Here is a 16,755-nt window from a genome sequence, read left to right as displayed (position 1 = left end):
AGCAGGAGAACCACATGTGTGGAATAGTTGGATGGCTGTCCTACAGCCAGGACATGCAGGCGCAACGCAATACGCTGAAGCGCATGACCGAGACGATGGCAAATCGGGGGCCCGACGCCGAGGGGATCTGGATAACGGGTCCAATCGGCTTTGGCCATCGAAGGTTGTCAATAATCGACCTGGAAGGTGGTCGGCAGCCCATGCTGGCTCGACGCGACGACGGGTTAGAAGCGGCGGCGATCACCTACAGCGGTGAGGCCTACAACTTTCGTGAACTGCGCGCCGAGCTGAAAGGACGCGGCCATCGTTTCGAAAGCCTCAGCGACACTGAAGTGGTCCTGCGCGCCTACCTAGAATGGGGAGAGGGATTCGTCGAGCGGCTCAACGGGATGTATGCCTTCGCGGTTTGGGACCTCACAACGCAGGAACTACTGCTGGTTCGTGACCGGATGGGCGTGAAGCCGCTTTATTACTACGAGACGGTCGACGGGGTGGTGTTTGGGTCCGAACCCAAGGCCCTGTTAGCCAACCCGCTCGTGCCCCGTACCGTAAGGGCCGACGGGCTGCGTGAGATCCTGGAGATGGTCAAAACTCCGGGCCATGCAGTGTATGACGGCATGCGTGAAGTCTTGCCTGGCGAGGTCGTCCGCATCAATCGTCAGGGCCTCACACGACACCGTTATTGGCGACTCGAGGCTCGTGAGCATGGTCATACGCTTGACCAGACCGTCCGGCATACGCGAGATCTCCTGGAAGATATCGTGCAGCGGCAAGTCGTTTCGGATGTACCCCTGTGCAGCCTGTTATCCGGTGGTCTCGATTCGTCGATCATCACCGCCTTGGCGTCCAGAAAACTGCTTGCTGAAGGCAAGGAAAACATTCACTCGTTCTCGGTCGATTTTCTCGATCACGGCAGCAGTTTTGCCAGCGATGCAGTCAGGGGCACGCCTGATGCGCCCTTCGTTCGCGACTTGGTTGAGCGTATCCACTGCAGTCATCACGAGATCGTCCTGGACAGCCGAGAGCTGGCCGATCCGGCGCTTCGCCATCGACTCATCGAGGCGCTCGATCTACCGCCTGCCTTCTGGGGCGACATGTGGCCATCGCTCTATCGGCTGTTCCAGGAAGTGCGCCAGCACTCCACCGTTGCACTGTCCGGAGAAAGCGCGGACGAGGTCTTTGGGGGCTACCGCTGGTTCCACGACCCCGCGGCGATCCAGGCCCAGACCTTTCCCTGGCTGGTGTCTGTGACTGGCAAATACTTCGACGGCAAGACCCTCTTCGACCCGGCGCTGCTACATCAGCTAGACCTGCCCGGGTTCGTACAGGACAGCTACAGTCAGGCGCTCAGCGAAACCCCAGTACTGCCGTCGGAGGAGCAAACGGATCGGCGCATGCGCCAGATGAGCTACGTCAACCTGACCCGCTTCGTCCAGACACTGCTTGATCGCAAGGACCGGATGAGCATGGCCGTCGGTCTTGAGGTCAGGGTCCCCTTCTGTGACCACAGGCTTGTCGAGTACGCATTCAATATTCCTTGGGAAATGAAGACCTTCGACGGCCGCGAAAAGAGCATCTTGCGTGCGGCGACTCGTGACCTATTGCCCGAATCGATCAGCGATCGGGTCAAGAGCCCCTACCCCTCGACGCAGGATCCTGCTTACGAGCAGGCGCTTCGCACCTCGCTCACCCAGATCATGGCCGACAAGGATGCACCTGTGCGAGCCCTTCTCGATGCATCGCAGGTCAAGCGCACCCTGGAGAGACCCGTTGGCGACACCTCGCCCATGTACGACCGAATGGGCATGGAGCTGGCGGTTGGCCTGAACACCTGGCTGACCGAACAGGATGTCAGCCTCGATCTTTAACTCAGCGCGACGCGGTCCGACGGCCGCGTCCAGCCTTCTTCATGGAGCGGCGATACTATGAATACCCCGTATCCCAACAAGCAACTTCCCATCTACCTGATCGCACTCGGTGCATTTGCGCTGGGCATGGCCTCCTATGTCACAGCAGGCCTGATTCCGCTAATTGAGGCCTCCTTTTCCGTTTCGGTCGCTGTGGCTGCGCAGCTGGTGACCGCCTTTACCCTTGCCTATGGCCTTGGCTCGCCGCTTTTCGTTGCGCTGACCCCGCCCGATCATCAACGCACCGGTTTGCTGTTTGCCCTTGGATTGTTCGTTCTGGCAAACGCGGCCAGCGCCCTCGCAGCAGAGTTTACCGAACTAGTGATCTGGCGGGCCCTAGCCGGAATAGGCGCTGGCGTCTACCTCGCCATGGGCATCGGCGCCTCAGCAGCGCTCTCATCGCCCGAGCGGCGCGGAAAGTCGATCGCCATCATTATGGGAGGCATGGCAAGCGGCGTTGTGCTGGGTGTTCCAGTGGGTTTGATAACTGCAGACAGCTTCGGCTGGCAAGCTGCACTTTGGCTCGTCACCTTGCTGGGGTTGTTAGCTTTTGCGGGCCTGGTATTGATGTTGCCGAGGCTGCAAGCGACGCCCACCAGCTCCCTGGGACAAAAGCTCAGGATCCTTGCCGATGGGCACGTGATGACCATCCTTCTGATTTCCCTACTAGCTGCCGTTGCCAGTCTGGGCATGTATACCTTTATTGCTCCACTGCTCGCCGACCCGGAACTCGGTGCAGTCCGCTCGGTAACGCCTTATCTCTGGATCTGGGGCATCGGCGGCGTGCTCGGCAGCTTTCTGGTAGGCCCGGTTGTCGATCGAGTCAGGGGGCCCGTGCTGGTCTTCGCCATTATGGTCATCCTCTCGGCCTCCTTGTTCCTCATACCGGTTGCGGCCACGCTCGGCACGTGGCTGGTCATGCTGCCGATCATGGCATGGGGAGCCGTAGGTTGGGCCCTGCAGGTACCGCAGAACAACGAACTGATACAGGCCAGGCAGGCACACGGCGACGGCAACCTTGCCATCGCGCTCAACGAATCGGCGCTGTACCTGGGCAGCGCCATAGGTGCGGCCGCGGGTGGCTTCGTCCTGCTGCTACAGATGCCCACCTGGACGCTGGCCGCCTGTGCCGGCTTGATCGCCTTACTCGGCGCACTACTTCAGATTCTCAACCTTCGTCGTCAGCGAGCCTGGCCGCGCACAGTCCAACCTAAAACCAACCATTGACCTAGCTGGAGGTGCAAGTTGGAGCTTCGTCATCTTCGCTGTTTCGTGGCCGTCGCCGAGGAGCTGCATTTCGCACGGGCTGCCGAACGTTTGCATATGGAGCAATCGCCCTTGTCGCGGACCATCAAGGACTTGGAGTACCGTTTGGGTGTGCAGCTGTTCGAACGCACAACGCGCCGAACGCGTCTCACCTGGGCCGGCACGGTCCTGTTGCAGGAAGCCCGGCGTGTCATTGCGGTCGTAGAACAGGCCAAAGCGAGCGTGAAAGGCGCCGCTTCGGGTTACCGAGGTCAGCTCCGTATTGCCCTGTCCGACGGCGTCCCGCAATCGCGGCTGGCGTCGCTGCTCGCGCTGTGCCGCGAGGAAGACCCCGACATCGAAATCTTCCTGCGCGAAGTGCCGTCTGCGATGCAGACCAGAGGCCTGCTGGACGATTTGTTCGATGTCGGTCTGTCGCAAACCACATACCAGGCTGACGGGCTGCTGGCCGTGCCCGTATGGCATGACCCGCTTGTCGTTGCCCTGCCAGCACGCCACCAATTGCTCGCCCACCGCGAGATTCCGCTGGAGGAACTCGCCGGGCACCCATTGGTGCTTTGCGAGCCTCAAGTCTGCGAAGGGTTCTGGCAGCAGCTACAGCTCGTACTACGGCCTATTGCGCCCAGACTGACCATCGCGGAGCGTGTCCCAACCCTCGATCTGATGATCGCGTTGGTAGCCGCCGGTTACGGTCTGGGGTTCTCCAGCCTGCCGCGAATTTCAGAGCTCCACAATCCGGACATCGCCACCCGTCCCCTGGCGGGCCAGAGCAAGCTGACCACCTACTTGGTCCGTCGCAATAGCGAGCCGTCAGCACCATTGGATCGTTTTATCGACCGAGTGGCACGGGTTGCGTGCGGCATGGATGATCATTCCGGCCACCAACCGACAGGCTTGCGCTCTCTGGACGCATAGGTACGGACCTGAGCCACGAGTCCAGTGGGTACTCGCGAGGATTTGATGCAGCTACAACCTCAAGCCCCGCTATGCCTTGCGCAACGGCGGGCTTCAAGTGCTCTGAGCGCTCGGCGTAGAAAGCGACGAGGATCTAGAGCGGTTTGCCTCACGTTTGAACCCGCGGTCCCCTGCCATGAAGGCCTCCAGCATGTACGGGATGAGGGTTACCGCATCAACCGGCTCGCCATATGTCTCCACGTGCATCGAGGCGTAACGGTCTAGATCGGCCTTAAGACTTGCAGGACAGAGAAAGGTCAGCTTGGTGTTCTCAGTCTTAGGCAGCGGCCCCAGTCTCAGCTTGCGCGTCGCGCTCATCGTGATCCTCCACTGTTAAAGAACAAGGGTTGGTAAGGTCGCAGCACCAAGTCCCGGTTAACGATGATGCGCACCGGCAAGCCTGGTCGTTCGGTCAATGTCGGCTGGATGTTCATATTGCGCCGGGTCATTTCCTGGCCCACCTGATTGACGCTGTCTTGAAGGCCATCGCGACCAGCGATGATGACGCGGTCTCCGTCCTGTCGGTTTTCCGGTGCTGCCAGCTCGGCGCCGATACCAAGCAGCGTGGTCAACGCAGCGCCGGCGAAGACGCGATTCCAATGCCAGTCGGTCCCATCCTCCAGGCCGGCGTAGCCGGCCGGGTCGGTGCCGATCAAATTATCCAGCGTCAGCGAACTGGTGTCCGGCAGGATGATGCGGTTCCACACCACCTGCACGCGGCTCTGCCCGTAGCTGACCTGGCTGTTGTAACGTCCAAGTATCCTCGAACCCTGCGGGATGAGTAGGTGCTTACCCGTTGCCGTGTCGTAGACCGGCTCAGTCACGGTACCGATGATGTCGCCTGGAAGATCAGACTTTATGCCGGTCACCAGCGCGCCGGCGATGACCGTGCCCGCCATAACCTGATAAGGCGATGCCGGTAGCTGCAGGTCCCCTGTGTTGCGTGTGGCCCTGGTGTCCGGACGCAGGAACTGTTCCTTCTGCTGCTGTCGATTCTGCACAGCCATCGGATCGGTTGGCTGCGCCACTTCCGAGCTCGACACCGTCGCCAGCGGATCAAAAGCCGCCAGCATGGACGCTTGCGCCGTTCGCTCTGACGAGGCGTTTGCAGTTGAAGCAGAACGCCGACTGTCGGTTTGAAAAAACAGCGATGAGCCAGCCGCCTCTTCGGCCTCTTTCAATCGCGCCAGTCGCTCGGCCTCGGCGGGATCCTGGCCGGCTGGCGTGTATATGGGTACCGCGGGCCGCTGGAACTTCAAGATGGCTGGCCCGAGGTCGCCCGGAAGCGGAGGCCCCAGTTCAGGAGGGTGCGCCAAAGATGTTGGCGGTAGCTGAGAGTAGTCTGTCGGCAAACTCTCGAGCCCCTCGGAGCGAGAGACGCGATCGACGTTGTATAGCTCGGCCGGGCCGTGACGTTCGCGTCGCTCCGGAGGCCGCAGCGACCAGATCGTGGCACCCAGCACAGCGACAGCGAGTCCACCTACAAGCGCTGCCAGAGTACGCCGGCTCAAGCGTTTGACGGGACGTGGCTGAGCGCGCAACGCCACCGCTTCCGGCGGGACCTTATCAACCGGTGGCGCTAAGCGCTCGGGATTGTCTTCCTGGCTCATGCTTATCGCCCTCGCGGCAGACCGTCGGTACGCTCGATACGCACCACGTCGCCCTTGTCTGCCCCCAGGCGCAGTTCAGCTGCACCGAAAAGCCGGTCGACGATGTAGTACGGCGAGCGGAAGCGGTAGTTGACCAATTGCCCATCGCCCTGCGCGCCAATCACGAACATGGGCGGCAGTTCGCCCTGAGCGATGCCGGAGGGAAACTGGATGTAGACCTTTTCGCCGTCATCAAAGGCCCGTAGCGGCTGCCAGGGTGGGTTGCTCCCGCTGATCACATAGCGAAAGCGGATCCGCTCCAGTGAAAGACCGGCATCGACCGGTGCGCTAACCTGTGCGGCCCGTGCCTGACGCTGCAGCGCCAGCATCCGGTCTTTCGGATAATTCCAGGAAACCGAGGCCATCCAGGCTTTTTCGGTAGAGGTCAGTTCGATCAGGTAGGTCCGCCGGCTGGTTGTAATCACCAGGTTGGTTTTCAGGTTCGAACGTATTGGCTTGACCAACACACTGACGCGCAACGCGTCGCCAGCACCGCTGAACGTATCGCCGACGATCCAGCGTACGGTGTCGCCAGCGGCCACTGTCACCAGCTCCTCTCCTTCCTGCAGCCCGATCACCGTGACCCGCCCCGGCGCGGCATATACCTGATACAGCGCCCCTTCGCTGTACGGCCAGACTTGGATGGCATTGATGTACCCCTCGCGGGTAGGGGGCATTCGGGCCTCGCGGTTCGCCTGGGTAACGCGTCGCTTCTCATCGGCCGGCTCCGGCGAGGTCTGGTTATTGGCAGCGCCCGGTAGAGGTTTCATCTGCGCAGGCATCGGCAACACTTGCGGTACCTCGACGACTGCGATGGGCTTCGGCGGCTCGGGCAGCGGTTGCGCCTGCACGGGCTCGTTGAGCGATATACGCGGCGCCGGCTTGCCTTGAGTCGCACAACCGGCCAACGCCAGTACGATGGCCGACAGCGTAACCGCGGGGCAGAACAGGTTCATGGCTTTGCTCCTTCAGACGCATCCAGTTCGCGGCTCCAAGACAGCCCGTTGACGTAAATACCCAGCGGGTTTTTGCGCAGACGTTGTTCGGTGCGCGGGGTCTGCTGAACAATGGAAATCACTGCGTTCCAGCGTTCGGTGCCGGCAGACCCACCGTTGACGAAGCGCTGCTCGGTCCAGCGCACGTTGAATGAAGCATCGCTGGCCCGCACTACGCTGATCACCTGCACCGTGACAGACTCCTTGCCGACGCGGGCAAACGGATCCTTGTTGCGTGCGTAGTCGTTGAGCACGGCGGCACCGCGATCAGTGGTGTAGTTGTATGCGTCTAGCCAGTTCTGCCGAACGACAATCGGGTCGATCGACAGTGAGCGCACCAGGGTGACGAAGCACGCCAGGTGGTAGGCCACCTGGGCATCGGATGGCCGGTAGGGCATGGCGGCCTCGCCGACCGTCCGCACCTCGCCGCTGCTAGCGACCTCCACCACATAAGGCGTGACGATGGACTGTGCCGAGCGCCAAACCAAACCACACGCCATTAGCAGGGCAAGCGATAGGCAGCCAAAGGCCATGAGGCGCCAGTTTTTCGCCTGTACGCGCGCCGAGCCAATGCGCTCATCCCAAGCCTGCCCAGCGGCTTGATATGGTGTAGCAGGTTGCGGCGTCTCGGCGTAGCGCACACGTGGTCGTTTGAAGCGCATGACTCCCCCTTATCCATCTGCATCGCGCAGGTTCGGCCCACTGCCGGAGCCACCGCCGTCACCGCCGCGTAACGTGTGCGCAACGGTGGTAGCGGCATGGCTGATTTGCTGACGCTGCTGCAGGCGCCTGGCCCAGGCAGGTTGCGCCTTGGTATTGGTGAAGGCGTTTGCGGTGTTGCTCGGTGCAGCCGCGTGACCTGCGGCTGCTCCTCCGCCTGCTGTTGCAAACTGGCCTTCAAGCGTGCGCGCGCCTGCTGCGAGTTTTGCGCCGGACGCCATACGCGCCCCGGCGGCAACTGCGGTGCCTACACCGGTCGCTGCGGCGCCGACGCCCGCCGCCAGCCCGGCTGTGCCAAGGGCAGCACCGGCCATGGCCCCAGCACCTAATTGTGGTCCTCCGGAGATCAACCCGGTCGCGATGCCAGGGCCGAAAATGCCCAGAGCGAGTAGCGCCAGTGACGCCAGCACGACGACCAGCGCATGATCAATGGAAGGCTCGTCGGGATGTACCTGGAACTCGGCGAACAGACCTGTGCCGATGCCAACGATTACGGCCAGCACCAGGACCTTGACGCCCGAGGACACCACATTGCCGAGCACCTTCTCGGCGAGAAACGCCGTTTTGTTCCACAACGCGAACGGCACCAGCACGAACCCGGCAAGCGTGGTCAGCTTGAACTCGATGAGGGTGATGAACAGCTGCACGGCCAAGGTGAAGAAACAGACAATGACCACCAGGTAGGCCAGAAACAGGATAACGATGGGTTCGAGATTGACGAACACCTCGGGGAAGCCGGTCAGTTTGCCGATCTGCTCTAGGATCGGCGCACCGGCATCGATACCCGCCTTAGCCAACTGCCCGGGGTGTAGAAAGCTCTCCATGCTGAGCGAGCCGGTTGCCGTCAGACCCAGCCCGGCAAAGGAGTTGAAGACGATGCCAGCCAGCCGGTTGAAGTTGCCAATGATGTAGGCGAAGGCACCGACGTAGAGCACCTTGCGGATCAGCTTCGCCATGACATCCTCGCCCTGGCCTGAGGCATGGCCGAGCGCCCAGTACAGGCCGGCAATCGTCATGTCGATGGCCACTAGCGTGGCGGTCAGGTAGGCAACTTCTCCTTGCAGCAGCCCGAACCCCGAGTCGATGTAGCGGGAAAACGTATCGAGGAACCGGTCAATGACCGTGACGTCATTCATGGGCAACCCCCTGACGCGCAAGCGGCCTACGGCTCTCATCGGGATAAACCTCAACGGGCCCATCGAATGTCGGCGGAATCGCGGGCAGTTGCCTTAGGGTTCCGAATTCGTCGGGGCCACCCTTACCGCTGAAAAAGCGGTGTCGATACACCTCGGCTGTAGCCATACTCGGCCTGCCGCCGACAGCTATGTGCAGTGCGTGTTGCGTCTCGCGCCGAATTGGATCGCCTGCCAGCCCATCCCAGGGTTGGTCGCAGGCGACCAACAGTCCGGTCCACAACACCAAAACATAGCGCATGGCCATTTCAGTCAGTTCCCGTAAAAACGGACGGGAAAGGGTGTATACGGCGTGCCGTCGCCCAAGAACCGGCGGCGGATTTCGCGGGCACGCTCGGTGGCTGCCGCCTGCCGAGCAAGCTCCAAAGAGGCGGCACGGTCCTGTGTAAGCTGAAGCTGCTGTGCCTGGATCGACTGTTTTGCCTGCAACGCCAACAGCTGGTTGGTGGCCTGCATGGCCTGCAGCGAGCCGCTGGCCGACTGGCTCTGTCCCACCAGGTCGGCTAACGCCCTCTCGTCGTCGGCGAGGTTGCCAGAGACCTGGGCCTGTACACGCATGGCGGTGTGCAGCCCATCGAGCGTGTACGCCCAACGTTTACGCGCGTCCCGGTACATCTGATCGCCGCTGATGGTGGACGCATATTCCTCTGGGTACAGCCGAGCAAGCTCACTGTCGAGGCTCTGCACGTCGTAGGCCAACCCTCGTGCCTCTGCGATCAGCTTCTCGCTTTTCGCCAGTGACGCATGCAGGCGGTTAAGGACGTTGTAATCGAGGCTCGCCAGGTTGCGTGCCTGATTGACCAGCATTTGCGATTCGTTCTGCAGCTGCTCGACCTGGTTATTGATCTGCTCCAGCGTGCGAACCGCTGTCAGCGTGTTCTGCACCAGGTTGGTGGGGTCGATGACCGTCATGGCTGAAATTGGCTGCACTGTCAGCAACGACCATGCAACAGCGAGGGGCCAGAAATGCACGCCTTTGCTCATCAAGCGTCCTCCTCCGGTTCGGTAGAAACAGCCGGCGGTGGTGCAGATGGCAGCAAGTCAGCCGCCCAGTCGAGGCCGCGATGACGCAGCCAGGCGCCGACGAACCCTGGCAGGCTGGCGTCGCGAAGCATCTGATCGATTGCTTGCTGGTCCTGTGGCGACGAGGCGCCGGCAAACGCAAGCGCAACCGGCCCAAGATCGAGGTCGAACAGGCGATTGCCTGCACGGGACTGGTAGTAGTAATCGCGCTTGGGCTGAGCATTAGCGACGATCTCGATCTGCCGTGCATTTAGGCCGAAGCCTTCATAGATGCTGCGAATCTGTGGCTCGGTTGCCTGCGAATTGGGCAGAAAAATGCGGCTCGCACAGCTCTCGATGATCGCCGGGGCGATGCTTGAATCCTTGATGTCGGCCAGAGACTGGGTGGCGAAAATGACGCTGACATTCTTCTTGCGCAGGGTCTTGAGCCACTGGCGGATGCGCGCGGAGAAGATCGGGTCGTCGAGGAACAGCCAGGACTCATCGAGGATCAGCAGCGTCGGCGCGCCATCGAAGCGTTCCTCCAAACGCGCGAACAGGTAGCCCAGCACGGCCAGAACCGCGGCCTTGCTAGGCATCAGCTCCTCCATTTCGAAGCACTGCACATCGGCCGTACTTAGGTAGTCGAGGTCGGAATCGAGCAGCTTGCCGTGCGCGCCACCGAGCACATAAGGCGCCAACGCCTGGCGTAGCGTGTTTGACTGCAGTAGCAGCGACAGACCGGTGAGAGTGCGCTGTTCGACAGGAGCCCCCCCGAGGCTGCCGAGCGCTGACCAGATAGCCACCTTTTCATCGGGGCCGACGGCCACTCCTTCTTGAAGCAGACGCCCTTCGACCCACTCAGCAGCCCGGCTACGACTGCCCTCCTCGTTGACACGTGCGAGCGGTTGGAAGGCGATCGCGCCATTACCGCCCAAGTCGTAGTGTTCGCCGCCCAGACCCAGCACGGTCGCTCGCATCGAGCGCCCCATGTCGAAGGCAAAAATCCGTGAACCCTTGTAGCGACGGAACTGCATCGCCAGTGTGGCGAGTAAAACCGACTTGCCCATGCCGGTCGGACCGACGACCAGCGTATGGCCAACATCGCCGACATGTGTCACGAGCCTGAACGGCGTCGCACCCTCGGTACGGGTCACGATCAGGGGTGGCCCGTCGAGGTGGGCGTTGCGCTCCGGTCCGGCCCATACGGCGGACAAGGGCATCAGGTGCGCGAGGTTCAACGTCGACACAACCGGCTGACGCACGTTGGCGTAGGCGTTGCCCGGGATGGACGAAAGCCACGCTTCCACTGAGTTGAGGCTTTCTGCAATGGTGACGAAGCCTCGTCCCTGTATGACGCGCTCCACCCTGCGAAGCTTCTCGTCGGCCAGGTCGGCGTCTGCATCGAGCACCGTCACGGTGGAAGTCAGGTAGCCAAAGGCAACCTGATCACTGCCCAACGCCTGGAGGGCAGCGTCCGCATCCGCCGCTTTATTACTGGCGTCGGTGTTGAGCAATGGGCTCTCCTGCTGGAATAGGGTCTCGCGCAGCAGCGCCAGCACGCTCTTGCGTTTGGCGAACCATTGGCGACGCAGGCGACCCAGCTCCCCTTCCGCCTCGTCCTTGTCGAGACATACAAAGCGTGTACTCCAGCGATAGGCAAAGCCCAGCCGGTTGAGGTCATCGAGGATCCCCGGCCAAGTTGAGGTCGGGAACCCACGCAGCGTAGTCACACGCAGGTGCTCATCGCCCAGCATCGGCGCCAAGCCACCTAGTAGTGGCACGTCCGTCAGCAGCATGTCGAGGTGGAACGGAACCTCCGGAACCCCGACGCGATGACGCCGTGTCGAGACGGTCGTATGCAGGTAGCTCAGCGTCTCACCATCATCCAACCAGCCGATCTCCGGCATCACGCCCGCGAGCAGGTCGAAAATGCGCTCAGTCTCGGCAATGAAAGCCGTGAGGCGCTCGCGCCAGTCCACGCCGGCCGTCGAGGTGTTTTCATAGATCAGCTTGGCAGCGCGGGCACGCGACTCTTCTGGAGGCAGGTACTGCAGCGTGAGGTGGTAGCAGCTCTCGAAGTGGTTGCCACCTTCTTCGAACGCCGCGCGGCGCTCCTCGTCCACCAGCCACGACAACGGCTCGGGGAAGTCGGAGTGCGGATAACTTGCCGCCGGACAACGCTCGGCTTCGACGAACATCGCCCAGCCGGTGCCGAGCCGGCGCAATGCGTTGTTCAGCCGCGCCGTGGTGGCGACCAGCTCGCTCTGCGTCGCGCTGTCGAGATCAGGGCCGCGAAAGCGTGCCGTGCGCTGGAAAGAACCGTCCTTGTTCAGCACGACGCCGGGCGCAACCAGCCCGGCCCAGGGCAGCCAGTCGGCGAGCAGCGCTGGGCGTTGACGGTATTCGGTGAGATTTAGCATTGCAGCGCCTTCCCTTTCACACGTCCAGCAGCGGCTTGTGCTTGAGATGCCGGGCAAACACCTGCATGAACTGTGGATCGACGCGCGCGCCCCAGACCCCCAGCGCGTGGCCAATCAGCCACAGCACCAGCCCCGGCAGCCAGAGCTGCAAACCCAGCCCGACGGCCACCGCCAGCGTACCGTTGGCAATGGCCACGGTCCGCGGCGCCCCACCCAGCAGGATCGGCTCAGTCAGTGCTCGGTGCAGCGGCACCTCGAAGCCCGGCAAGTCGACTTCGGCGCTCATACAACCGCTCCGCCAGCGAAGCTGAAAAACGTCAGGAAAAACGACGACGCGGCGAAGGCAATACTCAGGCCGAACACAATCTGGATCAGCTTGCGGAAACCACCCGAGGTGTCACCGAATGCCAGCGCGAGGCCTGTGGCGATGATGATGATCACCGCCACGATGCGCGCGACCGGTCCCTGGATCGATTCGAGAATGGATTCGAGCGGACCTTCCCAAGGCATCGAGGAGCCGGCCGCCCTCGCCGTACCGACGGTCGTCAGCATGATGGCTGCGAGCAACAGGCCGCTGTCGACAGACGCAGCCAGGCGACGCAAGTGCGTCAGGCCCAACCTCAGGTTGGCGACCGGGCGGGAAACAGGGGCATACGCGGCTTTCATGGCAGTTCTCCAGGCGTGGTTGAGGGTAACGAAGCAGAAGCGTTTGGGACGGCATTAGAGGCGTGCTGCGCGTCCGCCAGGTGATAACCCGCGCCGTCGTAACCGACCACGCGGGCGATGCTCTGGATTCGGCGAAGCCGGCCGCGCCCTGCGATGACGATCACCACGTTGACCGCCTCGGCGATCAACGCTCGAGGCGGATTTACCGCGACCTCCAGCACCAACTGTTCCAATCGCAGCAGTGCGCCCTGAGCGGAGCTGGCATGGATGGTGGCGATGCCGCCCGGATGACCGGTGCCCCAAACCTTGACGAGGTCCAGCGCCTCCCCACCGCGCACCTCTCCCACCACCACGCGATCGGGACGCAGCCGCATCGTCGTGCGCACCAGTTCGCGCATGGACACCACGCCTGCACGGGTGCGAAGCGGTACGTGGTCGCGGGCGGCACACTGCAGTTCGATGGTGTCTTCAAGCACCAGCACCCGATCGCCAGTGCAGGCAATCTCGGCGAGCAGCGCATTGGCCAGCGTGGTTTTACCGGTACTGGTGCCGCCGGCGATCAGGATGTTTTGCCGTTCACGCACGATCTCGCGCAGCCAGGCGGCTTGGGCTGCGGTCATCATCCCGTCTGTCACGTAACGCTCCAGTGGGATGACGCCCACGGCCCGCTTGCGTAACGCGAAGGCGGGACCCGGTGCCGCGGGCGGCAAGATGCCCTCAAAGCGCTCGCCGGTTTCCGGCAGCTCGGCGCTCAGCAGCGGTTTGCCGCGATGCACCTCCACGCCGACATGCGCGGCGACCAACCGGATGATGCGCTCACCATCCGCTTCGGAGAGCTCCGCGCCGAGCGGCGCGCGCCCTGACGACAGCCGGTCCACCCACAGCGTCCGGTCAGGGTTGAGCATGACCTCGACGACATCGGGGTCTTCAAGGGCAGCTGCGATGACCGGACCCATCGCGGTGCGAAGCATGGCGATACGCCGGTCCAGCGAGACAGCCTGAGTGGCTTGGCCAGCAGCACTCATCGGCCTCGCTCCCGTGGTTCGTCCGCCGCGCTATCCAAGTGCCGTCCCTCCGGGTAGAGCTCCTCCACTACGTCGCGCACCAGACTGCGGCCACGCAAGAGGTGGCGACCGAGCTGCTCGACGAACTGCTCGAAGCGCGCCTTGCCCTGCGCTTTGGCTGCCTCTTGATGCGCCTCCGGCACGGGTGTGCTGACGGTCAGGAAGTAGCGCACAAACAAGGCCAGCGTCTCGATCTCGATGGCCTGGTCGCGTTCGAGACGCTCGAACTGCCGTGACAGGCGATCCAGTCGCTTGGCGATGGCGGCTTCGCGCTGGTCTCCGGCTTCGGGCGACAGCCAGGACGCCAGCGCTGCGGCGACGATGGAAGATTTGGAAACACCCTTCTTAGCGGCGAGTTCGTCCAGTCGTCGAGCATGTTCAGGTTGGATGAACAGGTTGAGGCGGTACTGGCTCATAGCTGGATACCGTCGTCGGGGTCGAGTGCAGCCTGCCGAGCGACACGTTGCATGGCGGGATCAAACTGGCGAGGCAGAACGGGCGGCGCGTCGTCGTCATCGAGCAGAGATAAATCGTTTCCGACAGGCACCTGCTCGGGATCGTAGGTAACGGGTGCGGACAGTTCGGCCTGTCGCTGCGAACCTCCCTCATCGGCGAAGCCGAATGCTAGGCTGTCGCCACCTTCCGATGGCACAGAGGCTACGGGCGATGCCAGGTTGGTCCAGTCGTCTTCGCGCCCTGGCGGCACGTCGGCGTAATGCCCCGCCACGAGGACCGGTGGAGGCAACACACGCTGCTTGAAGTTGGCATCGTTGTAGTAGCGCAGCTTTCGAGCCTTGATTGGTGCGACGCTGGCGACCATCACCACGGCCTCGTCCGGTGGCAGTTGCATCACCTCGCCAGGCGTCAGCAGTGGCCGGGCCGTTTCCTGGCGCGAGACCATCAGATGCCCCAGCCACGGCGCCAGCCGATGGCCCGCGTAGTTGCGCTGTGCACGCAGCTCCGTTGCGGTACCCAGCGTCTCGGAAATGCGCTTGGCGGTGCGCTCGTCATTGGTGGCGAAGGTCACGCGCACATGGCAGTTGTCGAGGATCGAGTGGTTCTGCCCGTAGGCCTTGTCGATCTGGTTGAGCGACTGCGAGATCAGGAAGGCGCGCAAACCGTAGCCTGCCATGAAGGCCAGCGCCGACTCGAAAAAGTCCAGCCGGCCCAGCGCAGGGAACTCATCGAGCATCAGCAGCAGCGTGTGACGCCGCTGTACTCCGTCGCTGCCGTCGAGCGATTCGGTGAGGCGTCGACCGATCTGGTTGAGGATCAGGCGGATCAGCGGCTTGGTGCGGCTGATGTCTGAAGGAGGCACCACCAAGTACAGCGAAACCGGGTGTTCGGCAGCAATCAGATCGGCAATGCGCCAGTCGCAGCGTGAGGTTACCTGGGCCACCGTAGGATCGCGGTACAGTCCAAGGAACGACATGGCGGTGCTCAACACACCCGAGCGTTCGTTCTCGCTCTTGTTGAGCACTTCACGGGCAGCAGACGCCACCACTGGGTGGGTCTCGTCACCCAAGTGCCGCGTCGTCATCATCCGGTGCAGCGTCACCTCGAAAGGGCATTGCGGGTCGCTCAGGAAGTTGGCGACGCCACGTAAGGTCTTGTCCTCACCGGCATACAGCACGTGTAGGATGGCGCCGACCAGCAGCGCATGGGAGGTCTTCTCCCAGTGATTGCGCCGCTCCAGCGCGCCTTCCGGATCGACCAGAATATCGGCGATGTTCTGCACATCGCGGACCTCGTGCGCACCCTGGCGCACCTCCAGCAGCGGGTTATAGGCGGCCGAAAGCAAATCGGTCGGATTGAACAGCAGGCAGTGCGAAAACCGTGCGCGCCAACCGGCGGTCAGGTTCCAGTTCTCCCCCTTGATGTCATGGATCACCGCCGAGGCAGGCCAACTCAGCAAAGTGGGAACAACCAGACCGACCCCTTTGCCCGAGCGAGTCGGTGCAAAGGCAAGAACATGCTCAGGGCCCTCATGACGCAGGTAATGGTCGTCGTGCAGCCCGAGAAGCACACCGGCCGGGCGGGTGAGCCCCGCCTTACGGATGTCTTCAGGTTCGGCCCAACGCGCCGAGCCGTAGGTGGTGACCTGACGCGACTGGCGGGCGCGCCATATCGACATGGCGATGGCGACGCCCACCGCGACCAGGCCGCTTACACCGGCGATGGTACCGCCGATGTCGAACACCTCCGGCGCATAGGCACCGAAGAAAAACCACCAGTCGAACAGTCGCCAGGGGTGATAAATCGGCGTTTCGAAAAGCTCGAACCACGGCAAACCCAAACGAGGCTGATAGCCCAGCGCAGCAGCCGTCCATTGCGTCGCGCTCCACACCCCGGCGATCACGACACCGAACACAACGGCAATTTGTCCGAACAGTACGTTGGTACCGAGCATGACGGCGCTCCCCCTTTTGCATGCAGCACGCTTGAGCTGGCTGCTTGGGGGGAGCTTCGGTGCCGTTCCGGTGCCGGTCAAAGACCGTTATCGGAACAACAGTGGCCCAAAATGCACCAATGAAGGCTTGGGCTAGTGGCAACGAAACGCCGCAAGCGTGAACGCGTTGCGGCGTATCGGTGGGACCGTTGGAGATTTTGCGAGGGGTAACGCCTAGAATTTGGGCACCTCTTTCGACGGCGTATAAGGCACCCTTCCGTCCCCGATGAAGCGCCGGCGCGTTGCTTCGGCCACTCGATTGCACAAGGCATCACCGAGCTTGGCGCGGTCCAGCTTGCATTGCGGGCGCAGCTCTTCCAGCCGCGCAAGGTCGGCGGCCAGCTCGTCAACTGTCGGCAGCGGCGCCTCAGGTTTCCCGGTTTCGCCGCAGGCGGTGAGTGCCAGTGCACAGAGTATCGGTGTCAGGGTTCTCATGGCTCGTTCCTCAGGGTTGCGGTTGAAAATCG

Annotated in this window: 16 protein-coding genes; 3 read left to right on the top strand and 13 right to left on the bottom strand. The window is 62.5% G+C overall.

Annotation, left to right across the window (positions count from 1 at the left end):
- Nucleotides 1-14 precede the first annotated feature (14 nt).
- From asnB to N8H22_RS08440, 3 genes are read left to right on the top strand one after another with little or no spacing between them, the layout of a single operon-like run.
- Nucleotides 15-1,868 carry an asparagine synthase (glutamine-hydrolyzing) gene (gene asnB, locus N8H22_RS08450; RefSeq protein ID WP_126190231.1) on the top strand — a complete coding sequence of 618 codons (1,854 nt, stop codon included), beginning with the start codon at nucleotides 15-17 and terminating at the stop codon, nucleotides 1,866-1,868.
- A gap of 57 nt (nucleotides 1,869-1,925) precedes the next feature.
- Nucleotides 1,926-3,134 (top strand): MFS transporter, encoded by a 1,209-nt coding sequence (locus tag N8H22_RS08445; protein ID WP_126190230.1) that lies wholly within the window; start codon nucleotides 1,926-1,928, stop codon nucleotides 3,132-3,134.
- 18 nt (nucleotides 3,135-3,152) lie between these two features.
- Entirely contained in the window at nucleotides 3,153-4,088 is a 936-nt protein-coding gene (locus N8H22_RS08440; RefSeq protein ID WP_126190229.1) for a LysR family transcriptional regulator, read from the top strand.
- Between the two features lie 93 nt (nucleotides 4,089-4,181).
- Here N8H22_RS08440 and N8H22_RS08435 read toward each other — a convergent pair whose 3' ends face one another.
- From N8H22_RS08435 to N8H22_RS08375, 13 genes are all read right to left on the bottom strand, one after another.
- Entirely contained in the window at nucleotides 4,182-4,445 is a 264-nt protein-coding gene (locus tag N8H22_RS08435; protein WP_126190228.1) for a DUF2274 domain-containing protein, read from the bottom strand.
- Entirely contained in the window at nucleotides 4,442-5,737 is a 1,296-nt protein-coding gene (locus tag N8H22_RS08430; RefSeq protein ID WP_126190227.1) for a TrbI/VirB10 family protein, read from the bottom strand. Before N8H22_RS08430 ends, N8H22_RS08435 begins: the two co-directional genes overlap by 4 nt.
- Nucleotides 5,738-5,739: 2 nt before the next feature.
- Nucleotides 5,740-6,732, bottom strand: a complete 993-nt coding sequence (gene trbG, locus N8H22_RS08425) for a P-type conjugative transfer protein TrbG (protein WP_264590145.1) — start codon at nucleotides 6,730-6,732, stop codon at nucleotides 5,740-5,742.
- The gene (trbF, locus tag N8H22_RS08420; RefSeq protein WP_126190225.1) at nucleotides 6,729-7,433 is read right to left on the bottom strand and encodes a conjugal transfer protein TrbF; all 705 of its coding nucleotides are present in this window, start codon (nucleotides 7,431-7,433) and stop codon (nucleotides 6,729-6,731) included. The genes trbG and trbF overlap by 4 nt, the downstream gene beginning before the upstream one ends.
- 9 nt (nucleotides 7,434-7,442) lie before the next feature.
- Nucleotides 7,443-8,627, bottom strand: coding sequence for a P-type conjugative transfer protein TrbL (trbL, locus tag N8H22_RS08415; protein WP_126190224.1), 1,185 nt, complete (start codon nucleotides 8,625-8,627; stop codon nucleotides 7,443-7,445).
- A gap of 309 nt (nucleotides 8,628-8,936) precedes the next feature.
- Nucleotides 8,937-9,668: a P-type conjugative transfer protein TrbJ gene (trbJ, locus tag N8H22_RS08410; RefSeq protein WP_126190223.1), complete on the bottom strand. Its 732-nt coding sequence runs from the start codon at nucleotides 9,666-9,668 to the stop codon at nucleotides 8,937-8,939.
- Nucleotides 9,668-12,109: a conjugal transfer protein TrbE gene (trbE, locus tag N8H22_RS08405; protein ID WP_126190256.1), complete on the bottom strand. Its 2,442-nt coding sequence runs from the start codon at nucleotides 12,107-12,109 to the stop codon at nucleotides 9,668-9,670. Before trbE ends, trbJ begins: the two co-directional genes overlap by 1 nt.
- A 16-nt stretch (nucleotides 12,110-12,125) precedes the next feature.
- Nucleotides 12,126-12,395, bottom strand: coding sequence for a VirB3 family type IV secretion system protein (locus N8H22_RS08400; protein WP_126190222.1), 270 nt, complete (start codon nucleotides 12,393-12,395; stop codon nucleotides 12,126-12,128).
- Nucleotides 12,392-12,775, bottom strand: a complete 384-nt coding sequence (locus N8H22_RS08395; RefSeq protein ID WP_126190221.1) for a TrbC/VirB2 family protein — start codon at nucleotides 12,773-12,775, stop codon at nucleotides 12,392-12,394. The genes N8H22_RS08400 and N8H22_RS08395 overlap by 4 nt, the downstream gene beginning before the upstream one ends.
- The gene (gene trbB, locus N8H22_RS08390; protein WP_126190220.1) at nucleotides 12,772-13,800 is read right to left on the bottom strand and encodes a P-type conjugative transfer ATPase TrbB; all 1,029 of its coding nucleotides are present in this window, start codon (nucleotides 13,798-13,800) and stop codon (nucleotides 12,772-12,774) included. Before trbB ends, N8H22_RS08395 begins: the two co-directional genes overlap by 4 nt.
- Complete coding sequence (locus N8H22_RS08385) at nucleotides 13,797-14,255, bottom strand: ribbon-helix-helix protein, CopG family (RefSeq protein WP_126190219.1); 459 nt, start codon at nucleotides 14,253-14,255, stop codon at nucleotides 13,797-13,799. Before N8H22_RS08385 ends, trbB begins: the two co-directional genes overlap by 4 nt.
- Nucleotides 14,252-16,249, bottom strand: coding sequence for a conjugal transfer protein TraG (locus N8H22_RS08380; protein WP_126190218.1), 1,998 nt, complete (start codon nucleotides 16,247-16,249; stop codon nucleotides 14,252-14,254). The genes N8H22_RS08385 and N8H22_RS08380 overlap by 4 nt, the downstream gene beginning before the upstream one ends.
- Nucleotides 16,250-16,462: 213 nt before the next feature.
- On the bottom strand, nucleotides 16,463-16,723 hold the full coding sequence (locus N8H22_RS08375) for an EexN family lipoprotein (protein WP_126190217.1): 261 nt from the start codon (nucleotides 16,721-16,723) through the stop codon (nucleotides 16,463-16,465).
- Between the last annotated feature and the right edge of the window lie 32 nt (nucleotides 16,724-16,755).

It is taken from the genome of Stutzerimonas sp. S1, assembly GCF_025966695.1.
GTDB lineage: Bacteria > Pseudomonadota > Gammaproteobacteria > Pseudomonadales > Pseudomonadaceae > Stutzerimonas.
Note: the sequence above shows the minus strand (reverse complement) of the source record. Positions and strands in the feature narration are given on the sequence as shown.